Origin of the sequence: Thermovenabulum sp. (assembly GCF_049701175.1) — a bacterium.
In the GTDB taxonomy this organism is placed as follows: Bacteria; Bacillota; Thermosediminibacteria; order Thermosediminibacterales; family Thermosediminibacteraceae; genus Thermovenabulum.
In genome coordinates this window covers 44,925-64,714 of record NZ_JBNATW010000006.1, presented here as the reverse complement: position 1 = coordinate 64,714, position 19,790 = coordinate 44,925, and the positions used below count along the sequence as shown (strand labels likewise).

Genomic DNA, 19,790 nt, shown 5'->3' with positions numbered 1-19,790 from the left:
TATAATATTATCACATTAATGCAAATTTGTCAACTAAAATCGCTTCCATTAAGTCCGATTCGGATACAACTATTTCATTAATCTCCAATATATCCATAATATTTTTCAAAATCAAAAGGCCCGTAATAATTATATCTGCTCTCTCAGGCATCAAACCCGGGATTTTTCTTCTATCTTCGAGGGGAAGGCTTAGAAGTTCCTCACAGATTCTTACAAGCTCTTCTTTTGATATTATTTGTCCATGCACCCTTTTCCAATCGTAAGCAGCAAGGCCAAGCTTTATAGCACAAGCGGTTGTGGCAGTCCCGCCTACCGCCACCGCTTTAGCCTCCCCTCTTGAAAAAGTAATAAATCTTAAAGCAAAATCCTTTAACATTTCTTTTTCCTCTTCATATAAACTTTCAATCTCTTCCTCCTGGGGAGGGTCGCTTTTCAAAAACCTTTGGGTCCACCTCACTGCACCCATTTTAAAGCTCTCACTTTCTATAGGACTTTCTTCCCCGTAGGTAATTTCAGTGCTGCCACCGCCTATATCTATAACAGCTGCTTTACCCTTTAACCCTAAGCCCGCTCTCGCACCTTTATAGGAAAGTCTCGCTTCATCCTCGCCCGATATCACTAATACATCAAGTCCAATAGTTTTTTTTACTTTTCTTAAAAATTCTTCTTTATTTTTTGCCTCCCTGACGGCAGAAGTCGCAAAGGCAATTATTTCATTACAACCGTATTTTTTAGAAATTTCTATGTATTCTTTAATAGCATTAATCGTTGAAATTACAGAATCTTCTTTTAGAAAACCATCTTCGGAAATGCCCTTTCCCAAACGCGTTGTAGTCAGCTTTTTATAGACAGGCTCAATATGGCTTTCAAAAACCTTTGCTATAAGGAGCCTAATTGAATTGGAACCGATGTCAATGCAAGCCTTCACCTTTTTCACCCCGATTATAGAATTAAAAAACCAGGGTAAAAACCCTGGAAACTTTCTTCTTTAATATGCCCTTCTTCGAGACCCGCTGCCAGCACCCCTTTTTGACTCATACCTTTTCAGGTCTTGCTGACGCTCTTCACTTTCTTTTAAAAACTTTGCCAGTTTCTCTTCAAAACTCTGAGCCGACATCTTTCTGTTATTTCTACTGTTCTCCTTTAATTTTCGAATTGATAAGCTTATCTTGCCATCCTCGGAAATAGCGATAACCTTAACCTTTACCACATCGTTGTAGTTAAGATACTCTCTCACGTCCTTTACATAACTGTCGGCAACTTCGGAAATGTGCACCAAACCTGTGACGCCTTCGGATAATTCCACGAAAGCTCCGAATTTAGTAATTCCTGTAACCTTTCCTTCTACAATCTGGCCTACTTCTAAAGCCATTATACAAAAATTCCTCCCCTTAGATTTTCACTTGATAAGGTAATTATATACCATCTTTTATATACCGTCAATATTATTTATCATCGGAAATTACATATATAAACTCACCCGGTTTTACCAACCTCAACTGTTCCCTTGCAATTTTTTCAATATAGCTTTTATCGTTCAAAAGCTCAATTTCCTTCATCAAACGCTGTTTTTCCTGTAAAGCTTCGTTTATACTTGCCTTTAGATTTTCTTCTTCCCTTTTAAGTTCTATTAACTTAAGCTGTTGAAATATCAAGGTAGATATGAAATAAAAAACAAAAAGTAAAAGCAAAATGTGTCTTATTTTAAACTTGGGCCCTTTCAAAGGCTTCACCTTCTTTTCGTAGACAAAAAGTCATATCCTTTTAAGTTCTACAATTATATAAGTATATTTATTATTCTACAAAAAAAAAGAAATTCCTTCCCAGTTATTTTTTTATTTTTTTAAAAATTCTTCTTAAATTTTTTATTTCCTTCGAGGCCCTTTTTATAAATCTTATTCCATTTATTTTTTTTACGGCAATTTCAGGTAAAAAGGCAAAAAAGCAAAATACTTTTTCTAAAATAATCAAAAGTTTTATAATAAATCTACTTATAGTTTTTATATATATATAAAAACCTGTAAACAACCCTATGAAAAAATAGCCCCTGACCCAGCCAAACAAATAAGTATTTATAATTGCAAAAGAAAAAAGGGTTACTATCAACCAGAAAATCAAGTCCCCTAAAGCCGTTCCAATATTCCCTAGGTTTAATACCTTTCTTATCCTCCTATAAATATCAAAAATCACACCAATAACAATACCTGAAAAAAAAGACAGCACAATAATCATAAAATCCAATTCTCTATCATACACCTTTACCACCTTAAACCTTTTTATTTAAGAAGTTTCTGAAGTAAGCCCTTCCCTTTTTCCTTTTCCTTAACATCTTCAGTGTAAGAAAGCATCTTTATATAGCCCTCTATGGAAATATTTCCTGCTTCCAAATTCAATTGTTTCATGTGCATTTTCTCGCCTTTAATATTAAGCATCCCTTTAACGGTTTCAAGGAGGATTTCTCCATCGGTAAATTTTTCCACATTTGTCACTCCCGTTATTTCAAGGAACTCCCTATCCTGTATAAACACTTTATGATTTGCTGCGTTTTTTTCCTCCATAAAAAATAGCCCCCCTTTCATTCAATTTTCCTTTTAGAAAATTTTATGTAGGAGGGCGCTAAAATATGATTTAATTCCAGAGTTTTACTATTTCAACTCCTTTAAAATAATACTTAATGATATCTTCGGCTTTTTTACCCTGTTTTGCCATTTCATTTGCTCCCCACTGAGACAACCCCACACCGTGCCCAAACCCCTTACCTTCCATCACAATCTTGTTTCCTTCAATTCTAAGGCTCGTAATCAAATTTGACCTCATCTTCATCGGGTCAAGGGCAATCCTGAGGTCTGCACCGTGTACAACGGCATTTCCTATTTTAATCTTTACTGCTCTACCGGAAGGTCCCCTTTCTACCACGCCAACCTCGTTTATTTCCCCCGTATCCTGTCCTAATTTTTCCTTAATAAGTCTTCTCACCTCATCCTTCCAGAACTCATACCTCCACACCCTTTTGCCTTCAGGCCCTACATTTTCATCAGGTGATTTTACCACTTGGATATAAGGCGGTTCTTCCCCTTTAAAATTCAGCCCTTCCTTTGCTGTTGCAGTCATTCCTCCGCTGTGGGAGTGAAACCAGGCTTTTATGAAATCCCCTTGATATGTTACAACCATTCCCCTCGTAGATTCTACCGCCTTTTTTATATTTTCATTTATATTATCGGGATTCCATGCCTGAGCCTCTTCAAAATCAGTAGAAATATCAGCTCCTTGGTATTTAGAACCGCCTTTATCTTTTATAAATTCCAATACATAGGTTCTTGCAAGTATTGCCTGTGCAGCCAGTGCAGCAGGCTCCCAGTAGTTTTCTACCTCACCAGCAACAACCCCAGCAACATAATCCTCCAATTTCATCTGCTCTATTTTTTTATCCTTGACTACGTAGACTTTAAGCTCCGGCTCCTTGTTTTCACCCTTGCTTATCTTTTCGGGGATTTTGGGCAAGGCCTGCGGAGAACTTTCCTTTGACTTTTGTTTCAGAGTACACCCGGTAGAAAACCCTAAAGCAATAATTAAGGCAACCAATACAAAAATAAAAATCATCCGAAATACACTACTTTTTTTCACTTTTTCCTTCCTCCCTAAAAGGTGGTTTCATTTTTATTATTTGAAAATTACACCAGTCTTATTATGTTTTTAATTAAAACAAAAACTCCCGATTAATAGGAAATACCAAATTAATCGGGAGTCACTATCTTTTTTACCTGGGTGGAAGTTCGGGAGTTTCCCCACACCTTTCAAGAAGGGCAAGCCATCTTTTATCTATTTCTTCTTGTATTGCTTTTATAACGTGCTCGTTTCCTTGTTTGAAAAGGTGCTTGAACCTTCCCTGAGGCTTTAAGAATTCTTCTATTGGTACGTACTTCTTGGGTTTGTAGTTGAGCTTCCATTTCCCATCCTCTACCTCGTATAAAGGCCAGAATCTGGTTTCAACGGCAAGCTTTGAGATTTCCATAATTTCAGGTGTATTGTAGCGCCACCCTCTCGGACACGGTGAAAGGATATTTAAAAATGCAGGGCCTTCTACATCTACAGCTTTTTTAGCCTTCTTGTATAAATCTTGCCAGTTGCTCAAAGCAGCTTGAGCTACATAGGGTATATTATGCGCTGCCATAATCGCAGTCAGGTCTTTCCTGGGCTGCTGTTTTCCAGGTATTACCTTGCCCGCCGGGCTTGTAGTGGTATCCGCACCAATTGGGGTAGCAGAAGAACGCTGAATACCCGTGTTCATGTAAGCTTCATTGTCCAAGCATACGTATACTATATTGTGTCCTCTTTCCATTGCTCCGGAAAGGGATTGGAGTCCGATGTCGTAAGTGCCGCCGTCTCCGCCGAAGGCTATAAACTTAAAGTTTTCCGTAACTTTCCCTTTCTTTTTCAAAGCCTTATAAGCGGCTTCTACACCGCTAATTGTTGCCCCTGCGTTTTCAAATGCGCTGTGGATAAAGGAGCAGTTCCACGCAGTAAAAGGATAAATGGTAGTTGCAACCTCAAGGCAACCGGTTGCACATCCTACAACCACATGGTCGTTTTCTTCAATGGCATTTAAGACCATTCTTGTGGAAATTCCGTGTCCGCATCCTGCACAAAGCCTGTGGCCACCTACAAGCCTTTCAGGTACCTTTGAAAGCTCTTTTAATGTAGCCATCTTTTACACCTCCTACTCTCTAAGCCCGAGGTAATTTACTGTATTTAAGGATTTTCCATCCTTTATTGCATAAAGATCATTATAAACCTTTTCTACATGTTCTACTAACAAGTCTCTACCGCCGAGCCCGTAAATGTAGTTCACAACCTTTATATCTCCTCTTAAATCGAAGAGCGCATTTCTTACTTCCTGGAACATAGGCCCGCCGTTTGTAGAGAAGGTTTCAGCTCTGTCCATTACCGCAACAGCTTTCACATTCTTTAATGCCTCTTTTATCTCTTCGTGCGGGAAAGGCCTATAAACCCTTGGCTTCAATACTCCTACCTTCATTCCCTTTTTCCTAAGCTCTTCACAAGTTCCCTTTGCTGTTCCTGCTGCAGAGTTCAGCACAATAACTGCAACTTCCGCATCATCTAAATGGTATTTTTCTATAAGCCCGTATTCCCTTCCGGAAATCTTTGCAAATTCCTTTCCTACTTCTTTTATTACTTCCTTCGCTGCTTCCATTGCTGCGGTTTGCTGGCGCCTGTGTTCGAAGTAGAAATCGTAAAGGTCCAAGTTACCCATGGAAATGGGGTTTTTAGCATCTAATAGATAATCTTCAGGTTTGTATTCGCCAACGAAATTTTTTACCGTTTCGTCGTCCAAGACCTCCAAAACATCCATAGCATGGCTTGTAATAAAACCATCAAGGTTGACCATGACGGGAAGCCTTACATCAGGGTGTTCAGCTATTCTGAAGGCCTGAATAAGGTTATCGTAAGCCTCCTGGGCATTTTCTGAAAAGAGCTGTATAACCCCTGAATCCCTAAGCCCCATTGCATCGCTGTGGTCGCAGTGTATGTTAATGGGCCCGCTTAAGGCCCTGTTTACAACCGGGAAAACTATGGGTAATCTCAACGATGATGCTATGTAAACCATTTCAAACATCAGGGCAAGACCCTGGCTTGACGTAGCGGTCATAGCCCTTGCTCCCGCTGCTGCAGCACCTATAGCTGCACTCATTGCGCTGTGTTCGCTTTCAACCGCCACAAATTCGGTATCTACCTGCCCGTTTGCTACAAAACTCGAAAATATCTGTACTATTTCTGTTTGAGGTGTAATGGGGTAGGCTGCTACCACGTCAGGATTAACCTGCTTCATAGCATGGGCAATAGCCTCATTGCCGGTAAGCGCAACCCTAGTTTTCATCAGCGCCAACCTCCTTTATCTTTTCTGTTTCATCTTCAGGTTTCATATCTATCGCATTAACAGGGCATACTTTAGCGCAAATGCCGCATCCCTTGCAGTGCATATAGTCGATTTGCCCAAATTTCCCGTTTTCTACTATTATCGATGAATCCGGACAGTAACGCCAGCATATAAGGCAGTTAATACATTTTTCTTTATTCCAAACGGGACGGATAGACCTCCAATCGCCTGTCTCGTATTCCTTAGAATTGCCGGGAGAGTAAATATTCCCAGCTCTCGTTATTTCCCACCATTTCATACCCGGTTTTACCGAGCTTATCCTGGTGCCTGATCCAAAATTTTTGTTAGAAATCATTCGCTCTTCACCTCCATATAGGCCCTTTCAATCGCCTTCAGGTTACCTTCAATAACTTCAGGCTTTGACTTAAATTTCTTAGTAAGCTGTTCCCTCATATGTTCTATAAAGGTTTCAAAGGGTATTATCCCCGTTGCCCTTATAAAAGCACCCATCATGGGAGTATTTGGTATGGGACGGCCGATTGTATCTATGGAAATCTGTGTTGCATCAATGGTAAAAATCTTGCCGGTCGTTATTCCTAAAATTTTTCTTATCTCTTCAGGAGACTTTGAGGTGTTGATAATATAAATGCCGTCTTCAGGCACCCCATCGGTTATCTTTGCCTTCCCAAGCAATGTAGGGTCAAGAACGATTACAATATTGGGGTTTGTAACATTGGAATGGACAAAAATAGGCTCGTCGCTGATTCTGTTAAAGGCAAGAATAGGAGCACCCATCCTTTCAGGCCCGTATTCCGGGAACCCTTGAACATACTTACCCATTTCCGCTATTGATTCAGCAAGCATTAAAGCGGCCGTCTTAGCACCTTGTCCGCCTCTTGCATGCCAGCGGATTTCAAGCATCTTTGCCATTTTTGTTTTATCCTCCTTTCAGGTTTAAAAATACTTACAACTTTTGTTTTATTTAATTTAAAACATCTTTTACTATTTTAACACAAAAAAATAAAATTTCAAAAAATATTTGTATAATTGTTCTGTTATAATACAGTTTGTTCAGTTTTATATAACAGCTTCTGTAAAATCTACGAATTTGCGGTTCTTTTTATTGTAACAGTTTTGCCACTTAAAGTATAACAGACAAAATTTTATAGGTCAAGCTAAAAAATAAAAACCCCTTTTCGGGGTTAAAAATAAAAAATATGCTTATATTATATTTTACCTCAAAGAAAATACTTCACAAATATGAGAAGAAGGATACCGGGAACACCTAAAAAACCGGCTATCAACGCATTCAAAGGATTTATCGCAATATGAAGTCCAAAAAAAGAACCAATAGCGTTCAATCCCAGTAATAAAATCCCTCCGATAATCCCGTTGTAAATCAGTTTTAATATAAGCCTTAGAGGAGCAACAAGAATTTTCGCAATAGCATAAAGCATCAAAAGCCCGAAAGCGTAAGCTGCTATAGCCCATATATCAACATGCATGTTTTCACCTCCGGTTTTTTGTACTAAATTTATTTTACATAACCGGAGGTTATTCCTTCTTCCCTTGCCTTTTTTAATAAATAAATATATTTTCTTTTGGCCGCTTCGATATTGTATATTGCATATTCCACCAAATCGGGGTCGCTTACACTTTCAAAATATTTTTCTGCCGCGATCCATTCATTTTTCGCTCTTTTTAACTCTTCAACCAAATCATCCTTTACATTTTCTTCTTCTACCTCTTCAAAAAACAAAGCAGAAAGCCACGACAAAACGTTATTTTTATTTTCCCCTTTCACAATTCATCCCCTCTGATGAAATTATTTCCAATTTCAAGGGGAAATATTCATATTACTATATTATGCAGAGGGGATATATAATAAAACTACTTCACATTAACTTTTTTCTTTAAAGTAATTGCACCAGTAGGACAATAAGAAACACATTTCATGCATTTTATACATTTATCCTCATCCACTTGGGGAACATTAAAACCCTTTTGGGTCAAAGCGCCCGTAGGGCAAATCCTTACCGAAGGGCATGGATGATTCTGGGGACACTATAATAAAAAATAATGAGGGTAAAGGAATATTTTTATTTTCCCTAACCCTCTCACTCTATGTCTATACAATCTCCCTTCTGCCTTCTAAGGCTTTAGAAAGGGTAATTTCGTCAGCATAGTCAAGGTCTCCGCCCATTGGGATTCCGTGGGCTATCCTCGTCACCTTTACTCCCATCGGTTTTAAGAGCTTTGCTATATAAAGGGCCGTTGCCTCACCTTCCACATCCGAATTTGTAGCAAGGATTACCTCTTTTACGCCCTGGCCAATCCTCCCTAAAAGCTCTTTTATCCTTATGTCATCAGGGCCAATTCCTTCTAAGGGTGAAAGTGCACCGTGAAGCACGTGGTAAAGTCCCTTATACTCTCTCGTTTTTTCAATAGCCACCACATCCTTAGGCTCTTCCACAACCATTATTACGCTTTTTTCCCTATAAGGGTTTTCGCAAATAGCACACGGGTCCTTTTCGGTAAAATTTCCGCATATAGAGCAGTATATTATAGAATCCTTCACATCTAAAAGGGCATCAGCAAGTTTTTTTACCCTTTCCCTCGGCAGCTTCAGTATATGATAGGTAAGCCTTTGAGCGGTTTTTGGACCGATTCCGGGGAGCTTTGAAAGTTCATCTATGAGTTTTGCTATTGGCTTTGCATAGTATGACATACTTTATCCTTCCTTCAAAAGGGTTAGAGTTAAATTAGCCCAGGTATGTTTAAACCTCCGGTTAATTTGCCCATTTCATTTGTCACCATTTCTTCAGCTTTGTTTAAGGCTTCATTCACAGCAGCTAATATCAGGTCCTGAAGCATTTCCACATCATCGGGGTCTACCACGTCCCGTTCTATCTTTATTTCAACCAATTCTTTTTTACCATTAACAACGGCTTTTACAGCCCCTCCTCCTGCGGTAGCTTCTACAGTTCTTTGCTTCAGCTCCTCCTGGAGTTTTATCATTTCCTCCTGCATTTTTTGAACCTGTTTCATCAATTTGCCCATATTGCCCATCGGGCCAAAGTTTTTCAAGAAACCCGCCTCCTTTATTCCTCTTTTATTTCAACAATATCTTCCCCGAACAATTTTATCACATTTCTTACCAAATCGTCATTAAATTCCTCTTTCCCCTCAGTTTTACTATCTTCAGTTGCTATTTTTATTTCCGCAATATTGTATTCTATGCCGCAAAGGTTTTTTACCGTTTCCTCGATTAACCTTTTTTGGTTCATTATAAAATCTACTTGACCCTGCGAAGCGCCCTCCGCTAAAAGCATCAAATTTCTGCCTTGGACTTTATAGGGCAATACCTTGAATGAAGAAAGCATGCTTGAGAGTATCATTTTACCATTTTTAGAAAGAAAATCTACTACGTCCTGCCATTTTGCCTTTAAAAGTTCCAAAGCTTCATCCTTTTCCTCATCGGATTTTTCAATAGTCTTTTTTTCACCTTCCTCTTTTGAAGTTTTTCTCCTTGACTTTTTATCCCTTTCTATCTTTTCTCCCTTTTCTTCGTTTACACTTTTGTTTTCAGGTATTTCATCCTTTTTTTCATCCTTTTTAAGTTCATCTTCTATTTCATCGGACGTTTTATGGCTTAAATTTTCATATTTTGTTTTTAAAGTATTAATTTCCTGCTCTAATCCCTTTATTCTTTCCTCTAAAGCACTTATTTTATTTATTAGTTCGCTTTCTTTTTGCACAACCACTGTGGGAGCAACAAGTGTGAGTTTAACAAGGGCTGATTCTAAAACTATTCGGGGAATAGAGGTCCACTTTACTTCATTTGCTGCTATTTTGAGAACATCGAGAATCTGCAAAATCTCCTCTTTTTTGTATTTTAAAGCCATTTCTTTTAACCTTTCCAAATCTTCTTGCGGAAGGTCAATCAATTCCTCCGGGCTTTTCAATACCATGAGCAATAAGTTCCTGTAAAAGAAAATCAAGTCTTCGGTAAACCTGTTGATATCCTTTCCCTTTTCTATTATTTCTTCAAGGATTTTTAAAAGTTCCCCTGCCTGTTTTTCTTTTGCCGCTAAGGCAATTTTAAAAAACATTTCGTCTTCCACCGCACCAAAAACATCAAGCACATCTTCGTAGGTCACAAAATCCCTGCTAATGCCCGCTGCCTTATCAAGAAGGCTCAAGGCATCCCTTATAGATCCTTGAGAATGCCTCGCAATTATCCTTAAGGCCTTATCGTCGACTTTAATACCCTGCTTTTCGGTTATCCTTTTTAAATGCTCAATGATATCTGTCGAAGATACCCTTTTAAAGTCAAACCTCATACACCGAGAAAGGATAGTAGCAGGGAGTCTGTTGGGTTCGGTGGTGCACAGGATAAATACAGCGTGTTTTGGTGGCTCTTCTAAGGTCTTTAAAAGGGCGTTAAAGGCCTCTTGAGTCAGCATGTGCACCTCATCGATAATGTATACGCGGTATCTCCCCTGAGAAGGCGGGAAATTCACCTTCTCCCTCAAATCCCTTATATCATCAATACCCCGGTGAGAGGCAGCATCCATTTCAACTACATCCGTAAAAGAGCCGTTTTGAAAGGCTATGCAGTTTTTACATTGGCTGCAGGGGTTATCAGTAGGCCCTTTTTCGCAGTTTAAGGCTTTTGCAAAAACCCTTGCAGTGCTGGTTTTTCCCGTACCCCTCATCCCGCAGAAAAGGTAGGCGTGGCCTATTTGACCCGCTTTCAATTGGTTTTTCAGTATCTTTACTATCGGCTTTTGACCTACTATTTCATCAAAATTCTGAGGCCTGTACTTTCTATAAAGTGCAATATAGCTCAAGAAAGCCCCTCCATTCCTTAAAAAAGGTATAACATCAGCTTAAAAAGGGAGAGACAGTAAGGACTATTGTAAGGAAAATTATAAATCCTACAGTTATCCAAGCTACTATGTTAAAGGCACCGCTGTTGGTATATTCCCCCATTACATCTTTGTTGTTTGTAAGTTTTATCATATATATAAGGATAATCGGCGTCAAGATACCTGTAACTTCCTGTGAAATAATGATGAGCTTAATAAAAAGGGAGCTGGGCAGGAATATGACCCCGGAGCCTATTATAATAAAAAATAGTATTATCCCGTAAAAAACCGGAGCTTCTTTAAATTTTTTATCAAGCCCGTTTTCAAACCCAAACGCTTCGGTTATGGCATAAGCAGTAGAAAGTGGGACAATATGAGCTGCAATTAAAGAAGCCCCAAAAAGTCCAACGGCAAAAAGGGTAGAAGCATAATTCCCTGCAAGGGGTTTTAAAGCTATTGCTGCATCCTCTGCCATTTCTATGCTTATGCCCGCTTTATTTAAGGTAGCAGCTGTGGTAACTATGATAAAAAATGCAAGAATGTTGCTTACCAAAGCCCCAATTACCACATCCATCTTTTCGTATTCATAATGCTCTATATCTATTCCTTTATCTACCACCGAAGCCTGATGGTAAAACTGCATCCAAGGTGTTATAGTTGTACCCACCATCGCAATAAACATAAGAACAAAATCCCTGTCAAAGCTAAAAGTAGGGATGAAGGTGTTTCTAATAACCTCGCCCCAATCGGGTTTTACAAGAAAAGCTGCAATAATATAAGATATCATTACGAGGGAAATGGCAAGAAAAAACCTCTCTGCTTTTTTATAAGATCCTCTTAAAGTAACCGTCCATACCAATAAGGCAACAATAGGCATGGAAATGTACTTGGGAATATTTAGTATTTCAAGGCTTGCAGCAGCTCCCGCAAAATCTGCAATAGTAATAGCAAGATTCGTAATAAGAAGCGTAACCATGGCAAAAAGGGTCATTTTTACGCCAAAATTTTCCCTAATAAGAGCCGAAAGCCCCTTTCCTGTAACAGCTCCCATACGTGCTGCCATTTCTTGAACAACAATTAGACTTATTGTTATTAAAAAAAGTCCCCAAAGCATTTTATACCCGTAAGATGCCCCTACGCTTGCATAGGTAGCAATTCCCGTGGCATCATCATCTGCTATCCCTGTAATAAGGCCAGGACCTATTACGCTGAAAAGCAAAAACATTTTTTTCAAAAATCCCGAGTTTCTCTGCATCATTTTTGCTCCCTCCCTATTGCCTTTTTATGCCATTCTTCTGTTTCGTTTAAGGAGTTCATACACAATGTCGTTTATAATTACGACCCCTATAAGCCTTTTTTCTGCATCGATTACGGGGACAGCCAATAAGCTGTATTTAGAAATAATACCGATAAGGGAATTTACGTCATCAGTATCCTTGACAAAAATTACGTCTTGTTTCATTATGTCTTTAAGGGGTGTATCCGGCTCTGCTATCACAAGATCCCTTAAGGACACCACTCCTACGAGCTTCCCTATTTCATCGGTAACATAAAGGTAATATATCACATCCGCATCAGGTTTTATCCTCCTGAGCTCTTTTATAGTATCCTCAACGGTAAAGGTGGTCTTAAAGGATATAAAGTCCCTCACCATAATACTTCCTACTGTATGTTCCGGATACTGCATCAGCTCTTTTATTTCACGTGAAGCCCGTACATCCATTTCGTTTAATATCTTGTCTGCCCTTTCCTTGTTTATATCGTCGAGTATGTCTGCAGCTTCATCAAAGGGCATTTTTTCCAAAACATCGGCAGCCTTTTCAACTGGAAGGCTTTCAAGTACGTTAATTTGAGCTTTTGTCTCAAGTTCTTCTAAAACATCTGCTGCCTTCTCGTCATCAAGGGATGCAAACACTGCAGCCTGAGTCTTTTTGTCGAGGTCTTCGATAATATCGGCAAGGTCTGAAGGATGCAGGGTGTAAAGTTTATTGTAGCTCATGGAAATTTTTAAATCCGACTTGGCAGAAGTAATGGGCTGTACGTAATCCCATAAAATAAACTTTGATGTAATATTTTTCCCAAAGTTTTTAAAAAATTTTTTTATTGGCTTTGCAAGCCCAAGCCTCCTTAAAAGCCCTTCAACACCTATATCCACGGCTACCGCATAAGTTCCTGTTGAAAGAACTGCAAGTCTTACATCATTTACCCTTACAACTTTTCTCCCATTTATATCTACTATTTGTTTGTCGAGGATGTGCTTCACAAGCCTCATTGTCCTGTCAATATCTATATCCACAGGCCTTTTATCTGTGCAGCTTATTCGATACTGCCCCTTTTCTTTCTTTATCTCAAAGAAAGAAAAATCGTAAAACCTCTCTTCTCCACTTTCCCTAATTAGAGCAGCTACTACCTTAGGCTTTTCAAAATTAACATCTACCGCTAAGTCGACAAGCTTCCCAAAAACCTTTCCTCCGTAAGAAACCCTGTTTCCTATTACCCTGCTGAGGTAAAAGCTCGTTATATTTTTCATAAAACATCCCCCCTTATTATTTTTTGTGGGGGGATGTTTTTCCTTACTTCATCCCCCCACCAAGTTTTTGTAAAGTTCTACTGGCAGGGTTACCGTCCATTTAAGAAACCATCTCCTTTTAACTTAATTTTCCTTAAAATAAGTAAATAAAAAAAGCCTTCTCCTGTCTCTTGCTTGTGACGAGGTGAAGGCAAAAACCTACCAATTTAACCTCGTACAAGCTTTGGCACTACATGGCTTAATAAGCTGCATTAGGTTAAGCCTTGCCGTTCGGCAAAACCTGTTTACCAGCTAAGATTGTCTCCAATCTTTCGCGGCAGCAGCCTGTATCCTTGTAGGAGCCTCGCCTACCGAGTTTCCTCAATTACAATTATAGCACAGCATTTTTATTTTTCAAGCAATTTTGCTCATTTTTTAACATTTTTTGTTGTTTTTTCGAACTTTATACCTTATTTCTTTTATTTTCTTTATAAAACCCTTATATATCACTACTTTTAACAAAAATTAATAAGGGTAGGCTTTTTCTTAAATACCTACCCCATTTATCCAATATAATAATAGTTAAGGCCGTGCACCTTCCGTCGATTTTTCCCTCCGGGCGATACAGGGATAGTTAGCTCCGGTCAGGCTGCCCCGCGGCACATGGGAGTGCTTCCTTACCGTTGCTTCCTCCCGGACCTGGCGGGGTTCGGAAGTTCCCATTGCGCAGGACCCAACCTTCTTTGCCACTTGTCCCGGCCGGTCCCCACAGGGAAAAAACCTCGGGAAGGAATTCGACCCCACTGCAGCGGATTGTGGGTGCAGGGCACCGCTACCTCCCCGTCTAGCACGGCCAAGATTGTTATCAAATATTTTTTAAATAAATTCTATATGTTTAATTATAACTGCTTTTATTAAAAATAGCAAGGTGTATAAGTCCCCAATTGTAGCTATCCACTAGATTATTCACATAGAAAAATTTCTGGATCAATGATATTTTTTATAAAACCTTTATTGGCCAGTTTGTTAGCCTGGTTATTTCTTAAAGAAAAAATAACTATACAACTGGTTATCGGAACAATAGTAATTCTGGTAGGTATCATAATCGTTCAACAATCTGACAATGTTTTAAAAGCAATTAAAAAAGGGACCTTTTATAGCCCCCACATCAAAAACCAATAGTTCTACATTAAACTAACTTATGCAACTTTAAATCTATTAACTATATTAGCTAAATCAACTGCCATAGAACTTAAGCTTTGAGCTGTTGCCGCAACTTCCTCAGATGATGCTGAAAGTTCCTCAGAGGATGCCGCAACTTCCTCCGCCGCAGCTGAGTGTTCCTGAGTTACCGAACTTACAGCTTCTACCTTGCTCAAAACTTCATTTTTAGATTTCACTATTTCATCCATTCCCTGATACGTTCTATCCATTAATGGAGCTATGTTTCTCACTGAATCCAATATGTCAGCAAAGGCTTTAACTGTATTTTCTACTGCGCTTGTTTGCGCTTCTATAAAGTTTTCTACTTCATCTGATGTTTCTATAACCTCTTGTGTATCCTTCTGTATTAAACTTATTAATTGCTTTATCTCCTCTGTCGATTTTTTAGTCCCTTCTGCAAGTTTTCTTACCTCTTCCGCTACCACAGCAAATCCTCTTCCCAATTCTCCTGCTCTTGCAGCTTCTATTGCCGCATTAAGTGCGAGCAAGTTGGTTTGTTCCGATATTTCATTTATCAAATTCGTTATATTGTTTATCTCTCTTACTGAGTTGGTAAGATTATTGACCTTTGTTATTACAACTTCAAATGCATGTCTTATTTCTTCTATTGACTTTATAAGTTTATCCATTTCTCGCTTACCTATATTAGCTTTATCCGTCGTATTATCTGTTTCATTTTTTACATCCTGAAGTTCCTTATATACATTCTCTATATTATTTGTTAATACCGCAATAAGGCTGACTATATCCTGCAGGTCATTAGCTTGCGACGTTGCTCCTTCTGCCACCTGTTGCATCGTCTTCGCAAGCTCCTGTGAAGAAGACGCCATTTCCTCAGACACCGCCGTAAGGTTCTGCGAACTTGCCGCTAATTTTTCTGCCTCGTTCTTTACTTCCCCTATTGCTTTCTTGATATTTTCTATAATAATTTTTAAAGATCTGTTCATCTGAGCAAATTCGTTGTTCCCGCTTTCATCCAATTCTACTGTAAAGTCATATTGACTAAGCCTTTCTGCAACAAAATTAATTTGTGCCATTGATGCTCTTAAAAATCTCAAAAGAATAACTCCTAAAATTACAGCGATAGCTGTTATTATTATAAATAATCCAATAAATATATTTCTCGATTTAGAATATGCTGAATTAGCCTTATTTACTACATCAGCCGCAGTCTCGGCATTTAACCTAACCAGATTATCTATGGCATTCTGCATATTTGCTGTCAGTTCGTCTAATTTTTGAATTTCCGCTTCTGATATTATATTGTTTGTTTTAAGTTTACCTATCAATAACGCAGCATTATCCATATACACCCTGTAACTGCTTTCTATTTCGCTAAACATTTGTCTTTGTTCATCGCTCATTTTTGAGTTTCTATACGAATCCAATATTTTATTTACACTATCCTTTTTTTCATTGATTTGTTTTTCTAAATCAGCATCATACCTGTTTGAATGTACCATTTGAACCAAGGCTACTCTTATTTTATAAGAGTCTGTTTCCATTTCCTTTAATTGGAGCGAAGGCAGCATTCTATCATTATAAAGGTTGTTCATATCATCACTTAGAACCTTCATGTCTTTAATTGCAAGTAGTGAAATCGAACCTAAAGAAATTGCAATAATTACAATAAACAAAAGGAGCAAATTAGTAAACCTGATGTTTTTTAAAAGATTATTACTCTTTTCAGCATTGTTACCTGCTACCATTTCTTTTACCCCCTTTGCACTTTTTATATTTATTAGACTCCACCTCGTAGTGGGCACCCTTGACTTAAGCTAACGACTACTATTTAGCAGTATTCTCACATTAAGCAATTGACATGAAAGTATTTATTTTTAAAAAATATTGATTTTTTTTGTTATTATATACAAGATTTTCCATATATTTGTAGAATATTATAAACAGGGAGAAAAGAAAATCAAAATATTCATCTCATATTAAAAATTTTTTTATATATCAACAAAGGTGAAGGAGGGCTTTGAAAATGAATACTTGTTTTGACAAAATTAAAGAGGATATTGATTTAATAAAAAATCTTTCAGTCTTTAAAAATGAATTTAATATAGAAAATATTAGTATTCTTTTAGTTAATAAAAATAAAGTTTTCTTTATAGAAGAATTATGCAGTAACAATAACAGTATAAATTCAAAATTCCCTTCTACTTTGGATAATAACAACCTTATATCTCTCGCCTGCGAAAAAAATAAACCCATTTATTTCTATGAAGAGAATGATATTATTTATCCATTGAATAAAAACTTCGTCGAAGAATTATGTTTACCTATCAAATTAGAACAAAATAAGGATATTACCGTTTGTATATATTTCGGATTTATTAAAAAAACTAAAAACATTCAAGCTTTATTATCTTCTTTTCTCGACAGGTTCAACATCTTTGAAATATATTCTTACGTCTATTCTAAGTACATTCAATTAAGTGAAACTGAAAAAATTAAAAAACTTCTGATGCTTCTTGAAGATATCATAGAAACCCATCACCCTTCTATGAGACTACATGGTTTTAACGTTGCATTTTGGGCAACAGAAATAGGCAAAAAATTAAACTTTTCTAAAGACGAGCTTGAAAAAATTTATTTAGCTGCTTTGTTTCATGATATCGGTAAACTCAGAATCCCTGAAAGTATTATCAATAAACAAGGTCCTTTAGCCAATGAAGAATATGAAGAAGTTAAAAAACACGTAGAATTCAGCTACATCATTACAAAAGAATTTTTTGAGGATTTATACCCCGAGATACCCTTATGGGTTAGAGCTCACCATGAAATGTATGATGGAAGCGGGTATCCTTTTGGTCTAAAAGGTAATGAAATCCCACTTGTGAGCAGAATCTTAAAAGTAGCTGATGTCATAGATGTCCTTTATTCTCCCAGAAGCTACAAAAAAAACCTCCCCATCGACAAAATAATTACTGAACTTAAAAACTGCAGTGGCAAAGATTTTGACCCCTCCGTAGTAGAAGCTGCTTTAAATGTAATAGATGAAAAAATTATCCTGCCAATGGATATATTAAAATTAAAAAGTGGACAAATTTTACCCGCCAATCTCTCCCTCCGAACATATAACGAAATCTTTAATTTGGAAGGATATTTTTCCAACAATGATGAAAAATATTATTTTAAATCTACCAATACCATTAAAACCTCGAAAGACTTATGGAATTTAGTTTCTGCTTCCTTAGTTGTAGAAATTCTCAATTCAATATACGAATACGAAGTTAATGCATTACCATTAGACGAAAATACTTATCAAATTACAGAAATAAGACCTCTCGAGAGAAAAAGCTATGTATCAATATTGTGGGATTTAGACGGAAACTTAATTTTACAGGATAATAAAAGTATAAATATCAAGGTTAAAAAACTTTCTGCTGATGATTTATTATTTGTCAATGGTGATAATAGTAATTTAACAATAAACCTTAATAATCTTTATAAGATAAAACTGAAATTCTAAGATGGAGAAGTAATAACCTTAAATGGTAGAATAAGTTATAACTATCATCATGCATTTGACAATTCTTCTTCCTATTATAAATACACCTATTCTAACATCTTAGAAACAACAAGGGATAAACTTTTTAGACAAATTTTTCGAAAACAAATCGAATTAAGGAAAAAGTTGAAAAATAATTAGAAATTACTTTTTTTATTTTTTGCAAGAAGGAATTCCCATATTTTGCAACGATTTTCCCCCAAATAACATTGGGAAATTTTTTATGTTAACTTAACTGTTTCATTAGAGACCGCCTTATCCGGTAGCTTTGACACTAAAAAGACCACACTCCTTCTTCCTCAATAATAAGCATGGAATGCGGTCATGTGGACTAAAAAATCAATATTTTTTGTATGTATGATTCTTTTAAAAATATGTCAAAAATTATCTCCCTTAATCCTTATCCCTTGATCCTTCAAACCCAATAATAATGGCGGAGAGAGCGGGATTCGAACCCGCGAGACGGGCTTAACACCCGTCTACTCGATTTCCAGTCGAGCGCCTTCGACCTCTCAGCCATCTCTCCGCGAAAAATTTCCTTTTTTTAATCTATTTTCTACATAGAATTTATTTTAAAATGATTATTTACATGATGCATAAATAATTTTTTTATTTTCATATTATAGCTATTACTTTTATATTTATTATTTTGCTCTTTTTTTATTGTGTTCATTTTCTTATGGCGGAGAGAGTGAGATTCGAACTCACGAGACGGCTTTTAGGCCGCCTACTCGATTTCGAGTCGAGCGCCTTCGACCTCTCGGCCATCTCTCCACCTCAGATCCTTTTTTTCTTAAAAAATTCCTTTAATAATCTTGCGCATTCTTCTTCTAAAACTCCACCTATTATCTCGGGATGATGGTTGAATTTATCGCAAGAAAAAAGATCCATTACGCTTCCGGCACATCCGCTTTTTGGATCGTATGCACCAAAAACTACTCTGTCTATCCTTGAAAGTATAACAGCTCCCGCACACATGGGACAGGGCTCCAGAGTGACGTACAAGGTGCACCCCGAAAGCCTCCAGCTTTTGAGCCTTTCGCACGCCTCTTTTATCGCTATAATCTCCGCATGGGCGGTAGCATCCTGAAGGCTCTCGCGTCTGTTTCTTCCTCTTGCGATGATTTCGCCGTCCTTTACTATTACAGCTCCTACGGGCACTTCATCTCCTTCAAAGGCTTTTCTTGCTTCCTTCAAAGCCTCGCGCATGAAAGCTTCGTGGACTTTTTCCATTATCCATTTCCACCTAAATAAAATGGTGCGCCCGGGAGGACTCGAACCCCCGGCACGCGGTTTAGGAAACCGCTGCTCTTTCCTCCTGAGCTACGGGCGCATGTAAGAAAACGTATAATGGTGCGCCTGGCAGGAGTCGAACCCACAGCCTTCTGATCCGTAGTCAGACGCTCTATCCAGTTGAGCTACAGGCGCATGTAAATGGCGGAGAGAGCGGGATTCGAACCCGCGATACGGATTTTAGGTCCGTATAGTCGCTTAGCAGGCGACCGCCTTCGACCTTCTCGGCCATCTCTCCCCGTTTTCTATGGCAGAGGGGGAGGGATTCGAACCCCCGGCCCTTTTGGGGCACTGGTTTTCAAGACCAGCTCCTTAAACCACTCGGACACCCCTCCACAAATGGCTATTCAAAGTATAGCATAAAAAAATCCCTTTTGTCAACACGATGGATTTTTAGCTACAATATAAAATTTTGGAATTTTAATGAGCTTTTTGGAGTTTATATATTATAATTAATATAGGATTTATTTTGTTTATTTA

General features: G+C 37.9%; 22 protein-coding genes, 6 tRNA genes, 1 other RNA gene and 1 riboswitch. Of the genes, 2 read left to right on the top strand and 27 right to left on the bottom strand.

The genetic code is table 11. The annotated features are described in order from the left end of the window. Positions 1-10: 10 nt before the first annotated feature. The 19 genes from ACPLVF_RS03325 to ffs form a co-directional block, all read right to left on the bottom strand. The gene (locus ACPLVF_RS03325; protein WP_424906401.1) at positions 11-928 is read right to left on the bottom strand and encodes a Ppx/GppA family phosphatase; all 918 of its coding nucleotides are present in this window, start codon (positions 926-928) and stop codon (positions 11-13) included. 60 nt (positions 929-988) lie between these two features. Then, positions 989-1,372, bottom strand: a complete 384-nt coding sequence (locus ACPLVF_RS03320) for a S1 RNA-binding domain-containing protein (protein WP_424906400.1) — start codon at positions 1,370-1,372, stop codon at positions 989-991. 73 nt (positions 1,373-1,445) lie between these two features. Further along, positions 1,446-1,724 (bottom strand): FtsB family cell division protein, encoded by a 279-nt coding sequence (locus ACPLVF_RS03315; RefSeq protein WP_424906399.1) that lies wholly within the window; start codon positions 1,722-1,724, stop codon positions 1,446-1,448. Positions 1,725-1,827: 103 nt separating this feature from the next. Next, positions 1,828-2,256: a spore cortex biosynthesis protein YabQ gene (gene yabQ, locus ACPLVF_RS03310; protein WP_424906398.1), complete on the bottom strand. Its 429-nt coding sequence runs from the start codon at positions 2,254-2,256 to the stop codon at positions 1,828-1,830. Positions 2,257-2,276: 20 nt separating this feature from the next. Then, the gene (gene yabP, locus ACPLVF_RS03305) at positions 2,277-2,558 is read right to left on the bottom strand and encodes a sporulation protein YabP (RefSeq protein WP_424906397.1); all 282 of its coding nucleotides are present in this window, start codon (positions 2,556-2,558) and stop codon (positions 2,277-2,279) included. Between the two features lie 70 nt (positions 2,559-2,628). Then, positions 2,629-3,600 (bottom strand): SpoIID/LytB domain-containing protein, encoded by a 972-nt coding sequence (locus tag ACPLVF_RS03300; RefSeq protein WP_424906447.1) that lies wholly within the window; start codon positions 3,598-3,600, stop codon positions 2,629-2,631. Positions 3,601-3,757: 157 nt separating this feature from the next. Next, complete coding sequence (locus ACPLVF_RS03295; RefSeq protein ID WP_424906396.1) at positions 3,758-4,705, bottom strand: thiamine pyrophosphate-dependent enzyme; 948 nt, start codon at positions 4,703-4,705, stop codon at positions 3,758-3,760. Between the two features lie 12 nt (positions 4,706-4,717). Beyond that, entirely contained in the window at positions 4,718-5,896 is a 1,179-nt protein-coding gene (gene porA / locus ACPLVF_RS03290; RefSeq protein WP_424906395.1) for a pyruvate ferredoxin oxidoreductase, read from the bottom strand. Continuing rightward, positions 5,886-6,251, bottom strand: a complete 366-nt coding sequence (locus tag ACPLVF_RS03285) for a 4Fe-4S binding protein (protein ID WP_424906394.1) — start codon at positions 6,249-6,251, stop codon at positions 5,886-5,888. The genes porA and ACPLVF_RS03285 overlap by 11 nt, the downstream gene beginning before the upstream one ends. Further along, on the bottom strand, positions 6,248-6,826 hold the full coding sequence (locus ACPLVF_RS03280) for a 2-oxoacid:acceptor oxidoreductase family protein (protein WP_424906393.1): 579 nt from the start codon (positions 6,824-6,826) through the stop codon (positions 6,248-6,250). The genes ACPLVF_RS03285 and ACPLVF_RS03280 overlap by 4 nt, the downstream gene beginning before the upstream one ends. A 308-nt stretch (positions 6,827-7,134) precedes the next feature. Continuing rightward, positions 7,135-7,401 (bottom strand): pro-sigmaK processing inhibitor BofA family protein, encoded by a 267-nt coding sequence (locus ACPLVF_RS03275; protein WP_424906392.1) that lies wholly within the window; start codon positions 7,399-7,401, stop codon positions 7,135-7,137. 29 nt (positions 7,402-7,430) lie between these two features. Further along, positions 7,431-7,700, bottom strand: a complete 270-nt coding sequence (locus ACPLVF_RS03270; RefSeq protein WP_424906391.1) for a YaaL family protein — start codon at positions 7,698-7,700, stop codon at positions 7,431-7,433. Positions 7,701-7,786: 86 nt separating this feature from the next. Next, the gene (locus ACPLVF_RS03265) at positions 7,787-7,927 is read right to left on the bottom strand and encodes an ATP-binding protein (protein ID WP_424906446.1); all 141 of its coding nucleotides are present in this window, start codon (positions 7,925-7,927) and stop codon (positions 7,787-7,789) included. Between the two features lie 97 nt (positions 7,928-8,024). Further along, the gene (recR, locus tag ACPLVF_RS03260; protein WP_424906390.1) at positions 8,025-8,624 is read right to left on the bottom strand and encodes a recombination mediator RecR; all 600 of its coding nucleotides are present in this window, start codon (positions 8,622-8,624) and stop codon (positions 8,025-8,027) included. 29 nt (positions 8,625-8,653) lie between these two features. Next, positions 8,654-8,965, bottom strand: coding sequence for a YbaB/EbfC family nucleoid-associated protein (locus ACPLVF_RS03255; protein WP_424906445.1), 312 nt, complete (start codon positions 8,963-8,965; stop codon positions 8,654-8,656). Between the two features lie 32 nt (positions 8,966-8,997). Next, the gene (gene dnaX / locus ACPLVF_RS03250) at positions 8,998-10,749 is read right to left on the bottom strand and encodes a DNA polymerase III subunit gamma/tau (RefSeq protein ID WP_424906389.1); all 1,752 of its coding nucleotides are present in this window, start codon (positions 10,747-10,749) and stop codon (positions 8,998-9,000) included. Positions 10,750-10,783: 34 nt separating this feature from the next. Next, entirely contained in the window at positions 10,784-12,022 is a 1,239-nt protein-coding gene (locus tag ACPLVF_RS03245) for an Nramp family divalent metal transporter (protein WP_424906444.1), read from the bottom strand. 27 nt (positions 12,023-12,049) lie between these two features. Next, positions 12,050-13,297, bottom strand: a complete 1,248-nt coding sequence (locus ACPLVF_RS03240) for a magnesium transporter (RefSeq protein WP_424906388.1) — start codon at positions 13,295-13,297, stop codon at positions 12,050-12,052. 204 nt (positions 13,298-13,501) lie between these two features. Continuing rightward, positions 13,502-13,659, bottom strand: a riboswitch (M-box (ykoK) riboswitch). 205 nt (positions 13,660-13,864) lie between these two features. Next, positions 13,865-14,129, bottom strand: an RNA gene (gene ffs, locus ACPLVF_RS03235) — signal recognition particle sRNA large type. A 137-nt stretch (positions 14,130-14,266) separates the two neighbouring features. On the opposite strand from ffs, the gene ACPLVF_RS03230 reads away from it, so the two are divergent. After that, positions 14,267-14,458 carry an EamA family transporter gene (locus tag ACPLVF_RS03230; RefSeq protein ID WP_424906387.1) on the top strand — a complete coding sequence of 64 codons (192 nt, stop codon included), beginning with the start codon at positions 14,267-14,269 and terminating at the stop codon, positions 14,456-14,458. A gap of 17 nt (positions 14,459-14,475) precedes the next feature. Here the strand turns inward: ACPLVF_RS03230 and ACPLVF_RS03225 are convergent, their stop codons facing one another. After that, a complete protein-coding gene (locus ACPLVF_RS03225) occupies positions 14,476-16,209 on the bottom strand; it encodes a methyl-accepting chemotaxis protein (RefSeq protein WP_424906386.1) in 1,734 nt (577 codons plus the stop codon). A gap of 278 nt (positions 16,210-16,487) precedes the next feature. Here ACPLVF_RS03225 and ACPLVF_RS03220 point away from each other — a divergent pair, with 278 nt between their 5' ends. Then, on the top strand, positions 16,488-17,978 hold the full coding sequence (locus ACPLVF_RS03220) for an HD-GYP domain-containing protein (protein ID WP_424906385.1): 1,491 nt from the start codon (positions 16,488-16,490) through the stop codon (positions 17,976-17,978). Between the two features lie 470 nt (positions 17,979-18,448). Here the strand turns inward: ACPLVF_RS03220 and ACPLVF_RS03215 are convergent. From ACPLVF_RS03215 to ACPLVF_RS03185, 7 genes are all read right to left on the bottom strand, one after another. Beyond that, positions 18,449-18,543: transfer RNA gene (locus ACPLVF_RS03215), tRNA-Ser, on the bottom strand. 154 nt (positions 18,544-18,697) lie between these two features. Further along, a tRNA-Ser gene (locus ACPLVF_RS03210) sits at positions 18,698-18,791 on the bottom strand. A 3-nt stretch (positions 18,792-18,794) separates the two neighbouring features. Continuing rightward, on the bottom strand, positions 18,795-19,250 hold the full coding sequence (tadA, locus tag ACPLVF_RS03205) for a tRNA adenosine(34) deaminase TadA (RefSeq protein ID WP_424906384.1): 456 nt from the start codon (positions 19,248-19,250) through the stop codon (positions 18,795-18,797). Between the two features lie 23 nt (positions 19,251-19,273). Beyond that, positions 19,274-19,350 (bottom strand) — tRNA-Arg (locus tag ACPLVF_RS03200). Positions 19,351-19,368: 18 nt separating this feature from the next. After that, positions 19,369-19,445, bottom strand: a tRNA-Arg gene (locus ACPLVF_RS03195). Positions 19,446-19,452: 7 nt separating this feature from the next. Then, positions 19,453-19,548, bottom strand: a tRNA-Ser gene (locus ACPLVF_RS03190). Positions 19,549-19,558: 10 nt separating this feature from the next. Beyond that, positions 19,559-19,645: transfer RNA gene (locus ACPLVF_RS03185), tRNA-Ser, on the bottom strand. Positions 19,646-19,790: the final 145 nt, after the last annotated feature.